Below are 16,552 nucleotides of genomic sequence, written 5' to 3' on the forward strand. Positions count from 1 at the left end.
TAGCTCGTAATCATAGTAGCTCACCTGCTTAAGAATTATTTTATAAACACCCTCTTAGACATAGTTGCCTTGACAGTGCTACCTTAATCTTACAGAACCTTGCCTTAAACGTAGCGCATTTTGACTTTTAAGATTAAGCAAGTTGCAAAATAATCCTTGCCCCTGCCCAAACTGCATAATCATGGACATCAGCCTAGATTTTCTTCAACCGGGACAAATTGTGTCTTTAGAGCATGACGACAGGAATCTGTATGCAGAAGTCATTCAATTTGTAGTTTCCCGCCAGTTGTGCTGGGTGCGTCCTTTATTAATGGTTACTTTGATTCAAGAATCGCCCCTAATTACCGATTTGCGAGATGCGTCTGACTTGCTTTGGCCTGCCAATTTATTTCGGCCAGCTTTAGACACAGAAGTAATTACCTTCTTGAGCCAAGTTTTAGCAAAAGAACCAAAAACTGAACCTGATTTAGCTGCAAAGCAGGAACTCAATCAGTTTATTCACCAACTTTGGCAAGCATACCAAGAGGGATTGGGCATTAGGGATTAGAGCATTGGGCATTGAAAGTATTATAAATTGCTTCCTTGGAACCAATTGAAGAAACAACCTCTGTATTCGGGTTCAACCCCGTCACCCCAAACGGACTTTCCATCGACTTAGCCGCAGTCTCTCGGAATTCTTTCGTCCCTTGGTAAAGTGGATAATTGTGGTTGGCAGCGTCGTCAATTGCCTCATGCATTACCTGGAGGATATGACTGGAACTAGGTTTATCGCGATCGCCAATCGCCATATTAATGATAAGCTGTTCCACATCTAGTTTACATATCTAAATTTAATTAAAATCTTGTGGGGTGGGCCGGAAAGCCCGCCCTAATTATGCAAGTTAAATGTGGAACAGCTTATCAACTCCCTTGGCAACGAGTTCATTCTGTTTGTGGACAATTTCAGTAAACAGATAGGGAGGAATTTTTTCTAGGACTTTAGCGAACTGCATGGCGATTTACTACGAATGCACAATGTAGAGGGTTATTAGCACAGTTTACGCCACCTGAGGTATTTAAATAATCGACTTCATAGAAAAATACAAACAATCATATCGCGCCTTTACTAAAACTTGTTTTACCTACTTGAAATCTTGATTGCTCCAGTCTTAATCAAATTCATCGGATATAGCCAAAAAGCCTCTATGCCTAAGCAATTAAGAATATCCCCAGCTAGAAACCAACTGAATTCGACCAGCATCCATCTCTGCCATTAATAATTCTAGGGCTTCGTAATCAACATCAGAAATGTAACCCAGTTCCGTCAGCTCTGAGTTGATTTCATTTTCTATCTCAGGAGTTAGTTTTTTAATGTCAAGAGCTTTTTCTACCAATTTACGAATAGCGTACTGAGTTCTCATAAGTAATAACCCAACTGTATATGATACTAATTATCCCAGATTTTTCTAAGTATAAACAGTGATCTAAATACTAATTTATAGTGATCCATATCACATCGCAATTAGTTAATAGATAATGCGCTATAACTCTGGCGTATGCCATCAGCAACGCTAAAGTGGGAGATTTAACTTACCCTTAAGACTTAGCTAAATTAGCTTTAGTTATAGACTAAGCAAGTTTTATCAGCATGGTTACTGATGAGGTGTCTGCTCTATGGCTGTCTATGTTGATTGTTTTTGAACTGAGATAAAAAAAAAGTATATATAAACACATTTTAAACTGGAATTATAACAATCTTTAAACAGAGATACAAAAGCAATAAAGATTCAGCAAAGAGAGCTAAGACATATGGCCGATGCAACAAAATAGAGTTTATGTTCAAATAATTCTTAGCTTGACGCTTCAACAATTATCAATAGGATGTAACTATGCAGGCAGTGCTTAACTATCCCAAGATTGCAGTTATTCGCCCCCAAGGCTGTTTGAATGCTGCAAACGCCTTGGAATTTGAACGAGATATGACCACAGCGTTGGCACAAAATGGTATTTCCATCTTGGTGGTAGACCTAGTAGCAGTAGAATCCTTAGACAGCGCGGGGTTAATGGCATTGTTATCTATACACAAACTAGCTCTGAGTTTAGAACGGGGTTTCCGACTTTGTGCTGTTAGTCCGTCAATTAGAATTATTTTTGAACTAACGCAACTCGACAGGGTGTTTGAAATATTAGACAGTGAAGCCGAGTTGGCTGCAACATAACTTTATGTAAAAGCACAAAGGTTCGGCTAAGAAGTGGACTTTATGTAAAGGAGTTGTAAGTTGCAACGAGAAAGTATGTTAAAAGACCTAATTCAATGCTAAGGTTGGTGTTGAGTAGCTGTAATTAAGGTAGCTAGAAGATAGCACAGTGGCTGTTGCAGTTGAAAGATTAATAACATCGGATATTTTAAAACCAGCGCGTTACCTGGGTAATGAGCGTTTAGCTGTACACAAACCTTGGGATACGGCAGCAATACGCTGGGTGTTAACCTACCCAGAAGTATATGAAGTCGGTGCATCCAATTTAGGGCACATCATCCTGTATAACATCTTGAATGCCCAACCGCGTCAATTGTGCGATCGCGCCTACCTCCCAGGAAAAGACCTGGCAGCCAAACTACGCGAAACTAATACGCCATTGTTTGCGGTAGAGTCAAAGCGATCGCTGACAGAATTCGACATTTTAGGTTTTAGCCTCAGTTATGAACTGGGTGCAACTAATATCCTGGAAATGTTGGATTTGGCTGGAATTCCCTTGACGTGGCGAGAGAGGCAAAAAGCAGGGCAAGCAGGGGGAGAATTTACTAATCTCCAATCCCAGTTTCCATTGATTTTTGCTGGTGGGCAAACAGCAACATCAAATCCTGAGCCTTATGCCGACTTCTTCGACTTTTTCGCCCTTGGAGATGGAGAAGAACTGCTGCCAGAAATTGGTTTGGTATTGTCAGAAGGCAAAGAAGCAGGATTGAGTCGGGAACATCTGTTACTGGATTTGGCACAGATACCAGGCGTATATGTCCCCCAGTTTTACGACATGGCAGAGGATGGCTCAGTTGATCCTTGTCGCCCAGACGTGCCAAAACGAATTTTGCGACGGGTTGCAACTCCCATACCAGCATATTCCATTGGGTTAGTTCCCTACGTAGAAACGGTGCATGACCGCTTGACCATTGAGATTCGGCGTGGTTGCACTCGTGGCTGTCGTTTCTGTCAACCAGGAATGCTGACTCGACCAGCACGGGATGTAGAACCGGATCAGGTGGTAGAAGCGATTGAACAGGGTATGCGAGCAACTGGTTACAATGAGTTTTCCCTCCTATCTCTGAGTTGTTCTGATTATTTGTCCCTACCAGCAGTGGGGATGGAAATCAAAAATCGCCTAAAAAATGAAAATATTTCTTTGACTCTACCAAGCCAACGGGTAGACAGATTTGATGAGAATATTGCCAATATCCTTGGAGGTACGCGCCAAGGTGGATTGACTTTTGCTCCAGAAGCTGGAACTCAGCGGATGCGAGACATCGTGAATAAGGGTTTGACGAATGAAGAATTGTTGCGGGGGGTGAAAACGGCTTGGGAGCAAGGCTGGGATAAAATAAAGTTGTATTTTATGATTGGCTTGCCGGGTGAGACGGATGTTGACGTTTTGGGGATTGCGGAAACTGTAAGCTGGCTACAGCGAGAATGTCGGGGCAAAGGCAGAAAACCCCTAAACTTTAACCTGACAATTTCTAACTTTACGCCCAAGCCCCATACACCATTCCAGTGGCATTCAGTCTCTACCACTGAATTTAAGCGCAAACAAAACCTGTTGCGGCAAGAATTCCGTTGGATAAAAGGAGTGAAGGTAAATTTTACCGATGTCCGCATTTCGGCAATGGAAGATTTTGTGGGAAGAGGCGATCGCAGTTTGGGCAAAGTAGTGCGCCGCGCCTGGGAATTGGGTGCAGGTATGGATTCTTGGTACGAAAATTTAGATCAAGCTTTTAGTGCTTGGGGGTCTGCGATCGCTCAAGCCGGTTTAGATTGGAAATACCGCCAAGTAGAAAATGGTGAATGGAATTTGTTTCATATACAAGAGCAGAAGAGATCGGCAGATACGGAAAATACCCAACTCCTAACTCCTAACTCCCCACTCCCCACTCCCCACTCCCTGAATATTCCCCTCCCTTGGGATCACATTGATACCGGAATTGAGAAAAAGTGGCTCAAAGAAGACTTGCAACGCGCCTTAGAAGCTACAATTGTACCCGACTGCTCTTTTGAAGGTTGTTCTCACTGTGGTGTCTGTGGCACCGACTTTGGCCATAACGTCGTGATTGAATCACCCGCTATTCCAAAATTCGCTGGCGAGTTTGTCCCCAATCCAACTAAGGCACAACGGCTGCGAGTTTGGTTTGGCAAACAGGGTAATATGGCTTTGATCAGCCACCTAGATTTAATCCGTCTGTTTGACCGAGTTGTGCGACGAGCAAGCTTGCCAATCGCTTTCACTGGTGGGTTCCATCCCATGCCGCGAATTTCTGTAGCAACTGCTTTGGCTTTAGGGGCTACTAGTAGTGGTGAAATAGTAGATTTTGAGTTAACTGTGCCAGTGGCAGTCGAGACTTTCCGAGAACAGTTGGCTGGTGAAATGCCCACAGACATACCTATATATCATGTGGAGCAGATAGATTTAAAAGCTAGTGCCGCTACCCAACTGCTGGAGTCCGCAGAGTATTTGATTACTGTAGCAGCGCTTGAAGAAGCAACACCTATACAATGGCAAAATTGGATTGATACAATCAAAGCAAAAGAGGAACTTTGGTACGAGCAAATAACTAAGTCAGGCGAGAGCCAGTTAATAAATCTGCGCGATCGCTTATTTGAACTGGAATTAGTAGAAACCCATAATAGCAAAGCAGAATCTATATCATCTGTGATCCGTTATTTAGGTAGCTATCGCCAGGACGGTTTGCTATTGCGTCCCGAACAAATCCTGTTTATGCTAGAGTCAGTGGCTAGTGTAGAATTTCAACTCCTGCACATCCACCGCAATCGACTAATTTTAGGGGTATAATCCCTGTAGGGCAGCTTGCTAGTAGTTGTCCTAACATCGCAGATCATAGGAATTGATTTTTAGCAAGGTTGCGTTAGAATAGTGTGAAGAGAAATTTTCTGGCGCTGCATTGAAATTAGCTGGTTCACTACCCTGGTATTCAGGGGACGAAAGCATACATATTAGAGTGCAACTTCTAGGATTTTATCCCGGATAAACAAAAGGCAGATTAAAGAACACTCTCTCTATAGCTACCTTGTGAATCAGTAACTAACAGCAGGCTCGGTTAGCTTCTCTAAATCCATACTTTTTAAACAACTGCTGAATGTCTAATCTACAGTAGTGCCCAAGAGCTAGTGCATTACTTTTCTAGAGTTGAAGGAACTGCCGTCGGTTATGCCGACTTTTAGGCGTTGACAGACGCAAAAAGGGCGGCTTGCCATAGGCTAGGGCAGCTTAAGGCAAGGTAGCAACTGGCGTTGCTGAGTATAACCCTAAAGATAAATCTGGGGAATGGAAAATAGAAATAGTTTCTTTTTCTTAACGACTTCAGTAGGTTACTCTCAAATCAAGCATCCTGAGTTAAAAGCTCACTCAGGATTTAGAACTTTCAACTCAGAACTCTCTTGATTGAGGGTATTGCATCACGAATCAACCACGGAGGTTGATTTAATTGCTGAAATAATATGCAGCCGTGTAAACGCTCTTAAGAGCGCCAATAGCTATTTAACTTAGAAGCTCAAGTTTGCGATTTTTATTACCAGCAGCACCTTTTAAGGGTTTTAGGGACAACAAAGGTATAACAAACCTCCAGACCTATTGGTGCCGCCAGTTTTTGAGGAAATTGAATGCCAAAACAAATTATCATCGCGGAGCAGCACCAAATTGCTGCGGTTTTTTCTGAAGATCAAATACAGGAACTCGTTGTTGCTACAGGTCATCATCAAATAGGTGATATCTACTTAGGAGTAGTAGAAAATGTATTGCCTGGGATAGATGCGGCTTTTGTCAATATTGGCGACCCAGAGCGTAACGGTTTTATTCACGTCACTGACTTAGGGCCATTGAAGCTAAAGCGTAGCGCAGCGGCAATTACAGAATTACTAGCACCACAGCAGAAAGTTTTGGTGCAAGTAATGAAAGAGCCAACGGGGACAAAAGGGCCCAGGCTCACGGGTAATATCACCTTACCTGGACGCTACGTAGTACTGATGCCCTATGGTAGGGGCGTAAATTTATCCCGACGAATTAAAAGTGAAAGTGAGCGCAACCGCTTGCGGGCACTGGCGATTTTAGTCAAACCGGCGGGAATGGGTTTGCTTGTGCGTACAGAAGCCGAAGGCAAACCCGAAGAAGCGATTATGGAAGATTTGGAGGTGCTGCAAAAGCAATGGGAGGCGATCCAGCTAGAAGCGCAGTCCACCCGTGCTCCAGCACTGCTGAATCGGGACGATGACTTTATCCAGCGAGTATTGCGGGATATGTACGGCGCGGATGTAAATCGGATTGTCGTGGATTCCAGTACTGGTTTAAAGCGCGTGAAACAGTACTTGCAAAACTGGAGTGGAGGTCAAACACCGCAGGGATTGTTGATTGACCATCATCGCGATCGCTCCCCAATATTAGAGTACTTCCGGATCAGTCCCGCCATTAGAGAAGCCCTAAAACCGAGAGTAGACCTACCTTCTGGAGGCTACGTCATTATTGAGCCGACTGAGGCATTGACCGTAATCGATGTTAACTCAGGTTCCTTCACGCGATCGGCAACAGCTAGAGAAACAGTTTTGTGGACAAACTGCGAAGCTGCAACAGAAATTGCTCGTCAGTTGCGTCTGCGGAATATTGCCGGGGTAATCGTCGTTGATTTTATTGATATGGAATTGCGACGTGACCAACTGCAAGTTCTCGAACACTTTAATAAAGCACTCAAAGCAGACAAAGCTCGTCCCCAGATTGCCCAGCTCACCGAACTGGGTTTAGTAGAACTGACCCGTAAGCGTCAAGGCCAAAACATTTACGAATTGTTTGGTGAAATTTGTCCCACCTGTGGCGGTTTAGGGCATACTGTGCGTCTGCCTGGAGAAATCGAAAACCGATTACCAATATTAACAGAGACAGCAGAGCGTGAGCGTTTTGTATCCCTGCCTCACCGAGAACCACGTCAGCCATCTGCCCGCACCCCGGAACCACGAGAAACCTATGATGGATTTGGGGAAACATTTGACGGCGACTCGGAATTGAGTAATCTAAATCTGATCAATCATCCTAGTTATCAAGAACTTAATGATAATAAGCGTCGTACCCGGACTCGCCGCAGTCGAATTGGCATCAATGGGTTAAACGGGAAAGATGAAGCTCGTGTTGTTCCCAATCCCCTGGCTTTTGTCAACGAGGCAGACTTAGAGCTTGATGTGGAACCAGAACTAGGAGTTGTACCAGAGATTCCCTCACCCACCCTTGGTAAACCAGGTTGGAGTGAAAGAGTAGAGCGCATTAAAGTTACCAAGGCAGAGCCAGTCAAACCAGTGGTAGAACCGCCGGAGATTAAAACTGTAGAAATGAGCCTCCAGGAACAGGATATGTTTGCCTTGATGGGAATCTCTCCCTTGGTGAAGTTAGAGCAAGAGGTTAAAAATACCAAGTCTGTGATTATTAATGTGATTCAGCCCGGTCAACTGCCAACGATCCCAACTGAATCAACCTCAGAATCAACTATTGCCCAAAAAGCAACACCTGAAATAACCGCTATTGCCCAAAAAGCAACACCTGAAATAACCGCAAGCAAGATACCAGCACCAAAAGTTATTGAACCAGAACAAAAATCTTTCATAGAAGAGACACAAGAGACAACTGAACCATCGGAGTTGACGCCGAACCCTTCGGGACGCTTGTCTGCGAAAGCCTCTGCCGGGAACACTGTAGCAGATGAAAGTGAAGCCAATAGTAGCGCCACTGCCAGCCGTCGCCGTCGCCGTCGTTCCTCCGCGCTCGAGGATAATTAATTTGCTTTATGGTAGAAACGTCGCCAGCACCCTTGGAAAAATCAAGTTGGCTGGAGTTTTCTAGCTTGTCAGGAATTCCAGGATTGGTTGCAGGTGTGGATGAAGTCGGGCGAGGTGCTCTATTTGGCCCTGTGGTGGCGGCAGCAGTGATTCTACCAGATCATGCTTTGCCAATACTGATGGCAGCTAAAATTAAAGACAGTAAAAAGTTATCTAGTTTTCGTAGAACTCAGCTAGCGCAGCAAATTTGTGGGCTGGCTATAGACTGGAAAATTGGGTTTGCTTCTACTGCCGAAATTGACAAGATAAATATTTTGCAAGCGACGCTGTTAGCAATGAAGCGGGCTGTGCTGAAGTTAAAGGTACAGCCTGCACTCTGCCTGGTTGATGGCAATCAGTCAATCCAAAACTTGCTACTGCCGCAACAAACAATAATCAAAGGGGACGAGCGATCGCTCGCTATTGCCTCTGCTAGTATTGTCGCTAAGGTTTGGCGTGACGAACTGGTAATGCGTCTAGCATTAAAATACCCTATGTATAACTTGGAGTGTAACAAGGGTTATGGTAGCCAGCGGCATTTGCTGGCTTTGCAACAATACGGGCCCTCGCCCTTACATCGTCAGTCTTTTCGTCCTTGCCAAATCAAACATCTGGGTATTGAGTGATTAAATAGTTACTCAGCATTCAGGATTGGTAACTCAGTATTATCACCGTCAAGTCCTCTATCTTTGGTTTGTGATATCACCCAGTAGCGATAATCTGCCAAAAGTTGATTTAATAACCGTTGCTTGACCGACAACAGCACGCTTTTGAGCAAAGCATTGCCAGTAGCTTCTAAAATTGGCTTAGGAGTGAAGGAAAATGGCGGTGGAAAATCCACCAGCACTTCTAAATCAGCTATTCCTTGCAGGCGAGTGCCAGTGCTAAACTCTTTAGGAGACAAATGCCCTTTTAAATTGAGAGTAAAGCGCTGGTTAATATACTCGAAACCCAGGATTTCACAGCCTAGCGATCGCAAATAAATTATTCCATTTGATTCTGCCCAAACTCTCATGTCTACAGTAGGTTGAATACTCAGTGACATAAAACTTAGGGGACGCATTTTCAACCGAAATACCTCCTCAGAAAGCTGCTGAATCCGGCTATTGTCAACCAAAGCCTTAACCAGACGTTGAGGCTGACGCAAGTAGTGCTGAATAGGAATAGGCTGCTCTGGAACAGCAATTTCAACCGATTGGGAGGCAGTAAACCGGGTAGCCATGAGCGGATAAAAATATCTGTTTCTTAATTTTAATATTTTTTAACAACTTAGTTCTGATTATTAGAAAAGTAGAAAATTTATTCACCATAAAAATGATTATTGCTTATCAGCTATACATGATTAGCAAAAACTTGGTAAGCTCATTATTATCTTTAGTTCAATAAATATATATTAGGATTTAACTCTTGACACAAAATCAAGAAGATGCATTGTTATTTGGTCAGAAAACAATATAATTGCTCTTAAATCTTCATAAGAATTTAGCAAAAAAACTCTCAGGAAATCTATCTGCTATAAGACTGATTTCCATAACTCGTTTTTCTGGATAAGTAAGTAGGCACGATAAAACGAATATATGTTTAGTTTTGTAAAACGGTGAAATAAGGTATTTGTGAGGTGTGTGCTAAATTTACATATTACATACTTATAAATTTTCCCGCCCACTTACTTACATATTTAGGTCTATTACTTTAGTGCGTAAGAGTAGATATTGGATATATTTGCCAAGACCAAAGTATCATACCTCTGTTTACCGATTAAACTCGCAACTCAAGGCTAAATGCATGACTTTATCGATCGCACATTTAGGGCCTCCCGGCACTTACACAGAACAAGCAGCTGTTTTTTATGTCAACTGGTTGACTAAAAGTACGGGAATTGAAGCTATATTAAGCCCTTATCTCACCATCTCCCAATCACTGCACGCTGTTGCTGATGGTCAAGCCGACTTGGCTGTTGTGCCAGTGGAAAATTCTATTGAAGGGAGTGTGACTACAACACTGGATACACTATGGCAATTGGACAGTTTGCGAATTCAGTTGGCTTTGGTATTACCCATTGTCCATACGTTAATTTCTTGCGCGTCTAGCTTAGATAAGATTAAAACTGTTTACTCTCACCCGCAAGCTTTGGCACAATGTCAGGGATGGTTAGAGCGGTTTCTCCCGACTGTACAGATTATTCCTAGCAATTCCACAACCGAAGCACTACAGCGATTAGAGCAAGAAACAACAACAGCAGCGATCGCCTCTAGTAGAGCAGCCCAAATCTACAAATTGCCGATACTTGCTAGTGGTATTAATGACTATCCAGAAAACTTTACTCGTTTTTGGGTGGTAAGTCAGGGTGAAGCGGAGGCTGGATACCAAACATCAAAAGTGCCTACCAGTCAGACATCGCTGGCTTTTAGTATGCCTGCTAATACACCTGGAGCATTGGTCAAACCTTTGCAAATATTTGCTCAACTAGGGATTAACCTCAGTCGGATTGAATCTCGTCCGACGAAGCGATCGCTAGGCGAATACTTGTTTTTCATCGATTTAGAAGCGGATGCCAAGGAAGCACAAATGCAATCTGCTTTAGCAGAATTAACTATCCACACAGAAATTTTAAAAATTCTTGGCGTTTACAATGTTTTGCCGATCAACGCTGTTACTTGAGAAGTGAGGAATTCTCGGTTATCAATTAGGAGTTAAGAATTATCAGTTAGGATTTAGGAGTTATCAGTTAGGCAGTATAAATTATAAGTTGTCAATCTTTTATTTTTTGTTATTTCTTCCTAACTCCTAACTCCTAACTCTTAACTCCTCACTCCTCACCCCTCACCCCTCACCCCTGACTCCTCACTGATTATTTTTCATTAAATGTGTCTTTGAGAACGGCGCGAGCTGCCAAGTGATTACGAGTAGAAGTTAAAATTTCTGCTTCCCGCTCTAGACGAGTTACAGTATCTTGCATTTCTAGCAACAACTGCTGCTCTGCGGCGACACCATAAAGATTACTGGCTACCCAATAAGATAATTCTGTTGGTAGATCAGGCAAATCTTCTGGCAACTCGATATTTTGTTCGGTTAATTTGGCTGACAGACGCACAACATCTCGAACTAGTTGTTCTACCTCAGAAGACAAAGGTCGCAAATCTTTAGTCGGCGGTTGGTCTTCAATCCACTCCACTAAGCCAACGCGGTATGGCTTTTCACGAACATACTCTAATACACGAAATCTTTGCTGACCTAAAGTCAACATCTTGATCCGATCATCTGGCAGACGCTGGTGATGAACGATTTCTGCACAACAGCCAGTGTTTGCAATTGTACCTTTAACAGGATCGAACATCAAAACACCGAACCTGCGATCGCTCTCCAAAATCGTGTTCATCATGATTCGGTAGCGAAATTCAAAGATGTGTAGGGGTAATGGCCTGGTAGGAAACAGAACTACTTCGGGTAACGGGAACAGAGGTAGTTCGCGAACTGCAATTTTAGAAGATGATGTCATTGTTACCTTGATATAAACTTAATCTTAAAAAATAATTTTTCTCTGCTTTTCCCGTACTTTGTTTACATTCTATCATTTGTTTCCTACCTAAATAAAAGCCCTGAGATATATTTCATCAGGGCTATGTAAATATTCATACTAATGTCACTAGTGATTTGTCTGAGTACTAATGACTAATAACTAATGACTAATTAAAGTTTGACTTCGATATCTACACCCGATGGTAAATCCAATTTCATTAGAGCATCAATAGTTTTAGAAGAGGGCTGGTAAATGTCAATAATCCGGCGATGAGTACGGGTTTCAAAGTGTTCCCGTGAATCTTTATCTACGTGAGGCGATCGCAGCACACAATAGATCCGGCGTTTTGTTGGTAAAGGAATTGGGCCTATAGCTGTAGCATTGGTGCGGTTAGCGGTATCTACAATCTTCTCGCAAGATGTATCTAATAGGCGGCGGTCAAAAGCCTGTAAGCGAATTCTAATCTTCTGCTGCTGTAGAGTTGCCATCTTTAATTTTCCAGGTTCTGCGTAATTAGGGGAGTAGTTAGAGGCTAAAGGTTACAAGTTATAGGTTACAGAAAACTATCACCTGTCCCCTGCAACCTATTACTTTATTTATAGAGGGAAGAGAAAGGAGCAGAGAGGCATAATAAATACCATCTCTGCTCCTTCGTTATGAGCAAAAAGGTGCTACTTCAGAATTTTGGAAACGACACCAGCACCGATGGTGCGACCACCTTCGCGGATAGCGAAGCGCATTCCTTGTTCAATAGCGATCGCGTTGATCAATTCTACTGTCATCTTGATGCGATCGCCTGGCATGACCATTTCGGCTTCACTGCCATCATCAGAGGTGAAGGCTTTGATGGTACCAGTTACATCAGTTGTCCGCACGTAGAACTGGGGACGGTAGCCGGAGAAAAATGGAGTCTTTCGGCCACCTTCTTTTTCGGTTAAAACGTACACTTCACCTTCAAATTGAATGTGAGGTTTAATTGAACCTGGTTTGGCGATTACCATACCCCGTTCAATATCAGCCTTCTGGATACCCCGGAGTAGTACGCCAGCATTGTCCCCAGCCATACCTTGGTCAAGACTCTTCTTGAACATTTCAATACCAGTTACGGTAGTGGCGCGAGTATCTCTGATACCCACTAGTTCAACGTTATCGCCGACTTTGACTATACCCCGCTCAATCCGACCGGTGGCGACAGTACCACGACCTGTGATTGAGAATACGTCTTCTACAGCCATGAGGAAGGGCTTATCAACATCCCGCTCAGGGGTGGGGATGAAAGAATCTACAGCGTCCATCAATTCGTAGATTTTGTCTACCCAAGGATTTTCACCCCGTTGGGTCTTGGGATTCTTGGCCATTGCTTCGAGGGCTTGCAAACCAGATCCTTTGATAATCGGGATATCATCGCCAGGGAAATCGTAGCTGGAAAGCAATTCTCGAAGTTCCAGTTCCACTAGTTCCAGGAGTTCTGGGTCATCCATCAAGTCTTCCTTGTTCAAGAAGACAACCAGACTGGGAACGCCGACCTGTTTTGCCAACAGGATGTGTTCGCGGGTTTGGGGCATAGGTCCATCGGTAGCAGCTACTACGAGGATGCCACCATCCATCTGGGCAGCGCCGGTGATCATGTTCTTCACATAGTCAGCGTGTCCAGGACAGTCTACGTGAGCATAGTGCCGATTTGCGGTTTCATACTCAACGTGAGCCGTATTAATGGTAATACCCCGTGCCTTTTCTTCTGGCGCGTTATCGATTTGATCGTAGCCCTTAGCTATAGCCTGACCCATAGCTGCCAAGGTCATAGTGATGGCTGCTGTTAACGTAGTTTTACCGTGGTCAACGTGGCCAATAGTACCGATATTGATGTGGGGTTTATTCCTTTCAAACTTTGCGCGTGCCATGAATGCTCATTTCCTTATTTTAACTAAGCGTTCCCTTTGCTTTTTGCAATGATAGTTTCAGCTACGCTGCGAGGCACCTCTTCGTAGTGGCTGAACTCCATCGTGAAGATACCCCGACCTTGGGTCTTTGACCGTATATCAGTGGCGTAGCCAAACATGGTCGCCAGTGGAACTTTGGATGCGACCTTAGCGATTCCCTGTTCGGTGCTTTGGCTTTCAATCTGCCCTCGACGGGAGATGAGGTCACCGATGACGTTCCCGATATAGTCTTCAGGAACTTCAACCTCAACTTTCATCATAGGCTCTAAGAGAACGGGTGAAGCTTTCAGCACAGCCTCTTTCATCGCCATTGAGCCAGCGATTTTGAAAGCCATTTCCGAAGAGTCTACATCGTGGTATGACCCATCAATTAGCGTCGCTTTGACGTCAATCAACGGATATCCAGCTAGTACACCGGATTCGCAGCTTTCTTTCATTCCTTGTTCTGCGGGGCCAACGTACTCTTTAGGTACTGTACCGCCAGCAATTTTGGAGACGAATTCAAAGCCAGTACCGGGTTCTCCAGGCTCCAAATTGATCACAACGTGACCGTATTGGCCTTTACCACCACTTTGGCGAATGAATTTGCCCTCAACTTTGTTCACAGCTTTCCGAATTGTTTCTCGGTAAGCTACTTGCGGCGCACCTACATTCGCTTCCACCTTGAATTCTCGTAACATCCGGTCTACTAGAATTTCTAGGTGTAGCTCTCCCATCCCCGCGATCACGGTTTGGTTTGTTTCCGGATCGACGCGGACACGGAAGGTGGGGTCTTCTTCTGAGAGAGATTGCAGAGCCTTGGACAGCTTGTCCATGTCGTTCTTGGTTTTGGGTTCAACCGCCACCGAGATCACAGGCTCAGGAATGAATAGGGATTCCAGAATTACTGGCGATCCATCATCACAGAGGGTGTCACCTGTCAAGGTGTCTTTCAATCCCAGAGCTGCTCCTAAATCACCCGCCCGCAGTTCATCGACATCTTGCCGGTCATCTGCCTTCATTAGAACTAAGCGGGAAATCCGTTCTTTTTTATTCTTACTAGCGTTGAGAACGTAGCTGCCCTTTTTCAGGACACCAGAATAAACGCGAACAAATGTCAGGCGACCGTAAGGGTCAGCCATAATCTTGAATGCTAGAGCCGCTAGGGGTTCGCTGTCATCAGCTCGCCGCTCAACAGTATCGCCATTCGGCAGTAAGCCTTGAATTGGCGGTACTTCACTTGGCGCTGGTAGGTAATCTACAACGGCATCCAGCATCAACTGTACGCCTTTGTTTTTGAATGCTGAACCGCAAAGTACTGGTACAATTGTCCCCGCAATTGTGCCTTTACGCAGGGCAGTCCGAACTTCCTGTTCTGTAAGTTCTTCGCCATCGAAGTACTTAGCCATCAGAGCATCATCGGTTTCTGCTGCGGCTTCTATGAGCTTGGTGCGGAATTCGTCTACCTGCGCTTGCAATTCTTCCGGAATATCGGTTTCCTGGATATCAGTACCTTGGTCATTGGCGTAAACATACGCACGTTGCCGTACTAGGTCAACGATACCTCGGAAGTCGTTTTCACTACCAATTGGTAGTTGAATGGCGATCGCATTTGCCCGCAGGCGATCGCGGATCTGATCGTGAACTTTATAAAAGTTCGCTCCGGTGCGATCCATCTTGTTGATAAAGGCTATCCGAGGAACTTTGTAGCGTTCTGCTTGCCGCCACACTGTCTCGGACTGCGGTTGCACGCCGCCCACAGAACAAAATACTGCGATTACACCATCCAACACGCGCATGGAACGCTCAACTTCAATTGTGAAGTCTACGTGACCCGGAGTATCGATAATGTTAATTTGATGATCTTTCCAACTGGTACTTATAGCAGCAGCAGTAATGGTAATTCCTCGCTCCCGCTCCTGCTCCATCCAGTCTGTGACGGCAGTTCCTTCATGAACTTCGCCAATTTTATGAATTATCCCAGAGTAAAATAATATTCTCTCTGTTGTTGTTGTTTTGCCCGCATCTATATGCGCCGCAATACCAATGTTGCGTACTTTATCTAGCGGGATCGTGCGTGCCACAGCTACCTCCTATAGTTTTTGCCTCATGATATCTTGTATATTACTCTTTGTTAAGATTCTATACTTTTAGGGAAAACCGCCTTTTTTGTAAATCTACGATATACCGCTTCGGGAGGGCGATATATCGCTTTTCTACTTAGTAACGATAATGTGCGAATGCTTTATTAGCTTCCGCCATCCGGTGCGTTTCTTCGCGTTTCCGAATAGCATTGCCAGTTTCGTTGGCAGCATCCATTAATTCATTTGCCAATTTACTTGCCATTGTCCGGCCTGGTCTAGACCGGGAATATTGCACTAACCAACGCAGTGCTAGGGTAGTGCCCCGCTCTGTACGGACTTCCATTGGTACTTGGTAGGTTGCTCCGCCAACTCGCCGAGCTTTTACTTCTACTAAAGGCGTGGCATTTCGCACTGCTCTTTCAAAGGTTTCTAAGGCAGCGCTACCAGTGCGTTCCTCAATAGTTTTCAATGCATCATAAACAATCCGTGCGGCAAGTGATTTCTTGCCATGACGCATGATCCGCCTGATAATCATGCTCACAAGGCGACTGTTATATACGGAGTCAGACGGAACTGGGCGCCTTTGAATAACACCACGACGAGACATACTTCACCTTTAATTCGGAATTGGCAACGAAATTATATGCTATCAGACACCGGAAACTAAAAGCGGTGGAACCGAACCCTCAGACTTCCTCAATTTTTTTCCCCGTTGCAGCGAGGCTGATTTATTGACTGCCTGCCAATTTTAGATTTTGGATTTTAGATTAAGAGTTTTCGGTAGATGTTTCGACCACAGGGGTCAGAAAAAATCCAAAGTCTGTAAGCCTCATCCCCTTCTGGGTTCGACTAATCCAAAAGACGCTCGTTCGCCCTTGGCGTCTCCCCTTAGGAGAAAACTCGCTAACCCTTTGCTATCGCAAATCTAAAATTGTTTGACTTGCTACCTGCAACTAAATACTCAAGGCGACA

The 16,552-nt window shown here is 44.3% G+C and carries 13 protein-coding genes and 1 pseudogene; 6 read left to right on the forward strand and 8 right to left on the reverse strand.

The genetic code is table 11. The features are described from left to right. The first annotated feature begins 181 nt into the window (after positions 1-181). On the forward strand, positions 182-547 hold the full coding sequence (locus tag HWQ23_RS18865) for a hypothetical protein (RefSeq protein WP_292831072.1): 366 nt from the start codon (positions 182-184) through the stop codon (positions 545-547). Positions 548-554: 7 nt separating this feature from the next. Here HWQ23_RS18865 and HWQ23_RS18870 read toward each other — a convergent pair. Both HWQ23_RS18870 and HWQ23_RS18875 read right to left on the reverse strand, forming a co-directional pair. Next, positions 555-797: pseudogene (locus HWQ23_RS18870) on the reverse strand (aminotransferase class I/II-fold pyridoxal phosphate-dependent enzyme); the annotation flags it as partial. Between the two features lie 399 nt (positions 798-1,196). Beyond that, entirely contained in the window at positions 1,197-1,400 is a 204-nt protein-coding gene (locus HWQ23_RS18875) for a hypothetical protein (protein ID WP_292763530.1), read from the reverse strand. Positions 1,401-1,868: 468 nt separating this feature from the next. On the opposite strand from HWQ23_RS18875, the gene HWQ23_RS18880 reads away from it, so the two are divergent. The 4 genes from HWQ23_RS18880 to HWQ23_RS18895 all read left to right on the forward strand — a co-directional run bounded on the left by HWQ23_RS18880 (position 1,869) and on the right by HWQ23_RS18895 (position 8,683). After that, positions 1,869-2,198, forward strand: coding sequence for an STAS domain-containing protein (locus tag HWQ23_RS18880; protein WP_292831075.1), 330 nt, complete (start codon positions 1,869-1,871; stop codon positions 2,196-2,198). A 148-nt stretch (positions 2,199-2,346) separates the two neighbouring features. Further along, positions 2,347-5,037 (forward strand): TIGR03960 family B12-binding radical SAM protein, encoded by a 2,691-nt coding sequence (locus HWQ23_RS18885; protein ID WP_292831078.1) that lies wholly within the window; start codon positions 2,347-2,349, stop codon positions 5,035-5,037. An 827-nt stretch (positions 5,038-5,864) separates the two neighbouring features. Continuing rightward, positions 5,865-8,018 (forward strand): ribonuclease E, encoded by a 2,154-nt coding sequence (gene rne / locus HWQ23_RS18890; RefSeq protein WP_292831081.1) that lies wholly within the window; start codon positions 5,865-5,867, stop codon positions 8,016-8,018. Positions 8,019-8,026: 8 nt separating this feature from the next. Then, complete coding sequence (locus HWQ23_RS18895) at positions 8,027-8,683, forward strand: ribonuclease HII (RefSeq protein ID WP_292831084.1); 657 nt, start codon at positions 8,027-8,029, stop codon at positions 8,681-8,683. An 8-nt stretch (positions 8,684-8,691) separates the two neighbouring features. Here HWQ23_RS18895 and HWQ23_RS18900 read toward each other — a convergent pair whose 3' ends face one another. Next, entirely contained in the window at positions 8,692-9,279 is a 588-nt protein-coding gene (locus HWQ23_RS18900) for a DUF1997 domain-containing protein (protein WP_292831087.1), read from the reverse strand. 563 nt (positions 9,280-9,842) lie between these two features. Between HWQ23_RS18900 and pheA the strand changes: the two genes are divergently transcribed. Continuing rightward, the gene (gene pheA, locus HWQ23_RS18905; protein WP_292831090.1) at positions 9,843-10,718 is read left to right on the forward strand and encodes a prephenate dehydratase; all 876 of its coding nucleotides are present in this window, start codon (positions 9,843-9,845) and stop codon (positions 10,716-10,718) included. A 190-nt stretch (positions 10,719-10,908) separates the two neighbouring features. Here pheA and HWQ23_RS18910 read toward each other — a convergent pair whose 3' ends face one another. The 5 genes from HWQ23_RS18910 to rpsG all read right to left on the reverse strand — a co-directional run bounded on the left by HWQ23_RS18910 (position 10,909) and on the right by rpsG (position 16,187). Then, complete coding sequence (locus HWQ23_RS18910; RefSeq protein WP_292831093.1) at positions 10,909-11,556, reverse strand: LON peptidase substrate-binding domain-containing protein; 648 nt, start codon at positions 11,554-11,556, stop codon at positions 10,909-10,911. A gap of 191 nt (positions 11,557-11,747) precedes the next feature. After that, a complete protein-coding gene (gene rpsJ, locus HWQ23_RS18915; protein WP_008232935.1) occupies positions 11,748-12,065 on the reverse strand; it encodes a 30S ribosomal protein S10 in 318 nt (105 codons plus the stop codon). Between the two features lie 183 nt (positions 12,066-12,248). Beyond that, positions 12,249-13,478 carry an elongation factor Tu gene (tuf, locus tag HWQ23_RS18920; RefSeq protein WP_292831095.1) on the reverse strand — a complete coding sequence of 410 codons (1,230 nt, stop codon included), beginning with the start codon at positions 13,476-13,478 and terminating at the stop codon, positions 12,249-12,251. A 23-nt stretch (positions 13,479-13,501) separates the two neighbouring features. Beyond that, the gene (fusA, locus tag HWQ23_RS18925) at positions 13,502-15,580 is read right to left on the reverse strand and encodes an elongation factor G (protein WP_292831098.1); all 2,079 of its coding nucleotides are present in this window, start codon (positions 15,578-15,580) and stop codon (positions 13,502-13,504) included. 136 nt (positions 15,581-15,716) lie between these two features. Further along, positions 15,717-16,187: a 30S ribosomal protein S7 gene (gene rpsG / locus HWQ23_RS18930; protein ID WP_292831101.1), complete on the reverse strand. Its 471-nt coding sequence runs from the start codon at positions 16,185-16,187 to the stop codon at positions 15,717-15,719. Positions 16,188-16,552: the final 365 nt, after the last annotated feature.

It is taken from the genome of Nostoc sp. JL33 (genome assembly GCF_017114985.1).
GTDB lineage: Bacteria > Cyanobacteriota > Cyanobacteriia > Cyanobacteriales > Nostocaceae > Nostoc.

Bases quoted from the DNA above. Each gene is read 5' to 3' on its own strand.
- rpsG (WP_292831101.1), bottom strand. From the start codon at position 16,187: ATGTCTCGTCGTGGTGTTATTCAAAGGCGCCCAGTTCCGTCTGACTCC.
- HWQ23_RS18880 (WP_292831075.1), top strand. From the start codon at position 1,869: ATGCAGGCAGTGCTTAACTATCCCAAGATTGCAGTTATTCGCCCCCAA.
- tuf (WP_292831095.1), bottom strand. From the start codon at position 13,478: ATGGCACGCGCAAAGTTTGAAAGGAATAAACCCCACATCAATATCGGT.
- rne (WP_292831081.1), top strand. From the start codon at position 5,865: ATGCCAAAACAAATTATCATCGCGGAGCAGCACCAAATTGCTGCGGTT.
- HWQ23_RS18910 (WP_292831093.1), bottom strand. From the start codon at position 11,556: ATGACATCATCTTCTAAAATTGCAGTTCGCGAACTACCTCTGTTCCCG.
- HWQ23_RS18895 (WP_292831084.1), top strand. From the start codon at position 8,027: ATGGTAGAAACGTCGCCAGCACCCTTGGAAAAATCAAGTTGGCTGGAG.
- HWQ23_RS18900 (WP_292831087.1), bottom strand. From the start codon at position 9,279: ATGGCTACCCGGTTTACTGCCTCCCAATCGGTTGAAATTGCTGTTCCA.
- pheA (WP_292831090.1), top strand. From the start codon at position 9,843: ATGACTTTATCGATCGCACATTTAGGGCCTCCCGGCACTTACACAGAA.
- HWQ23_RS18865 (WP_292831072.1), top strand. From the start codon at position 182: ATGGACATCAGCCTAGATTTTCTTCAACCGGGACAAATTGTGTCTTTA.
- rpsJ (WP_008232935.1), bottom strand. From the start codon at position 12,065: ATGGCAACTCTACAGCAGCAGAAGATTAGAATTCGCTTACAGGCTTTT.
- HWQ23_RS18875 (WP_292763530.1), bottom strand. From the start codon at position 1,400: ATGAGAACTCAGTACGCTATTCGTAAATTGGTAGAAAAAGCTCTTGAC.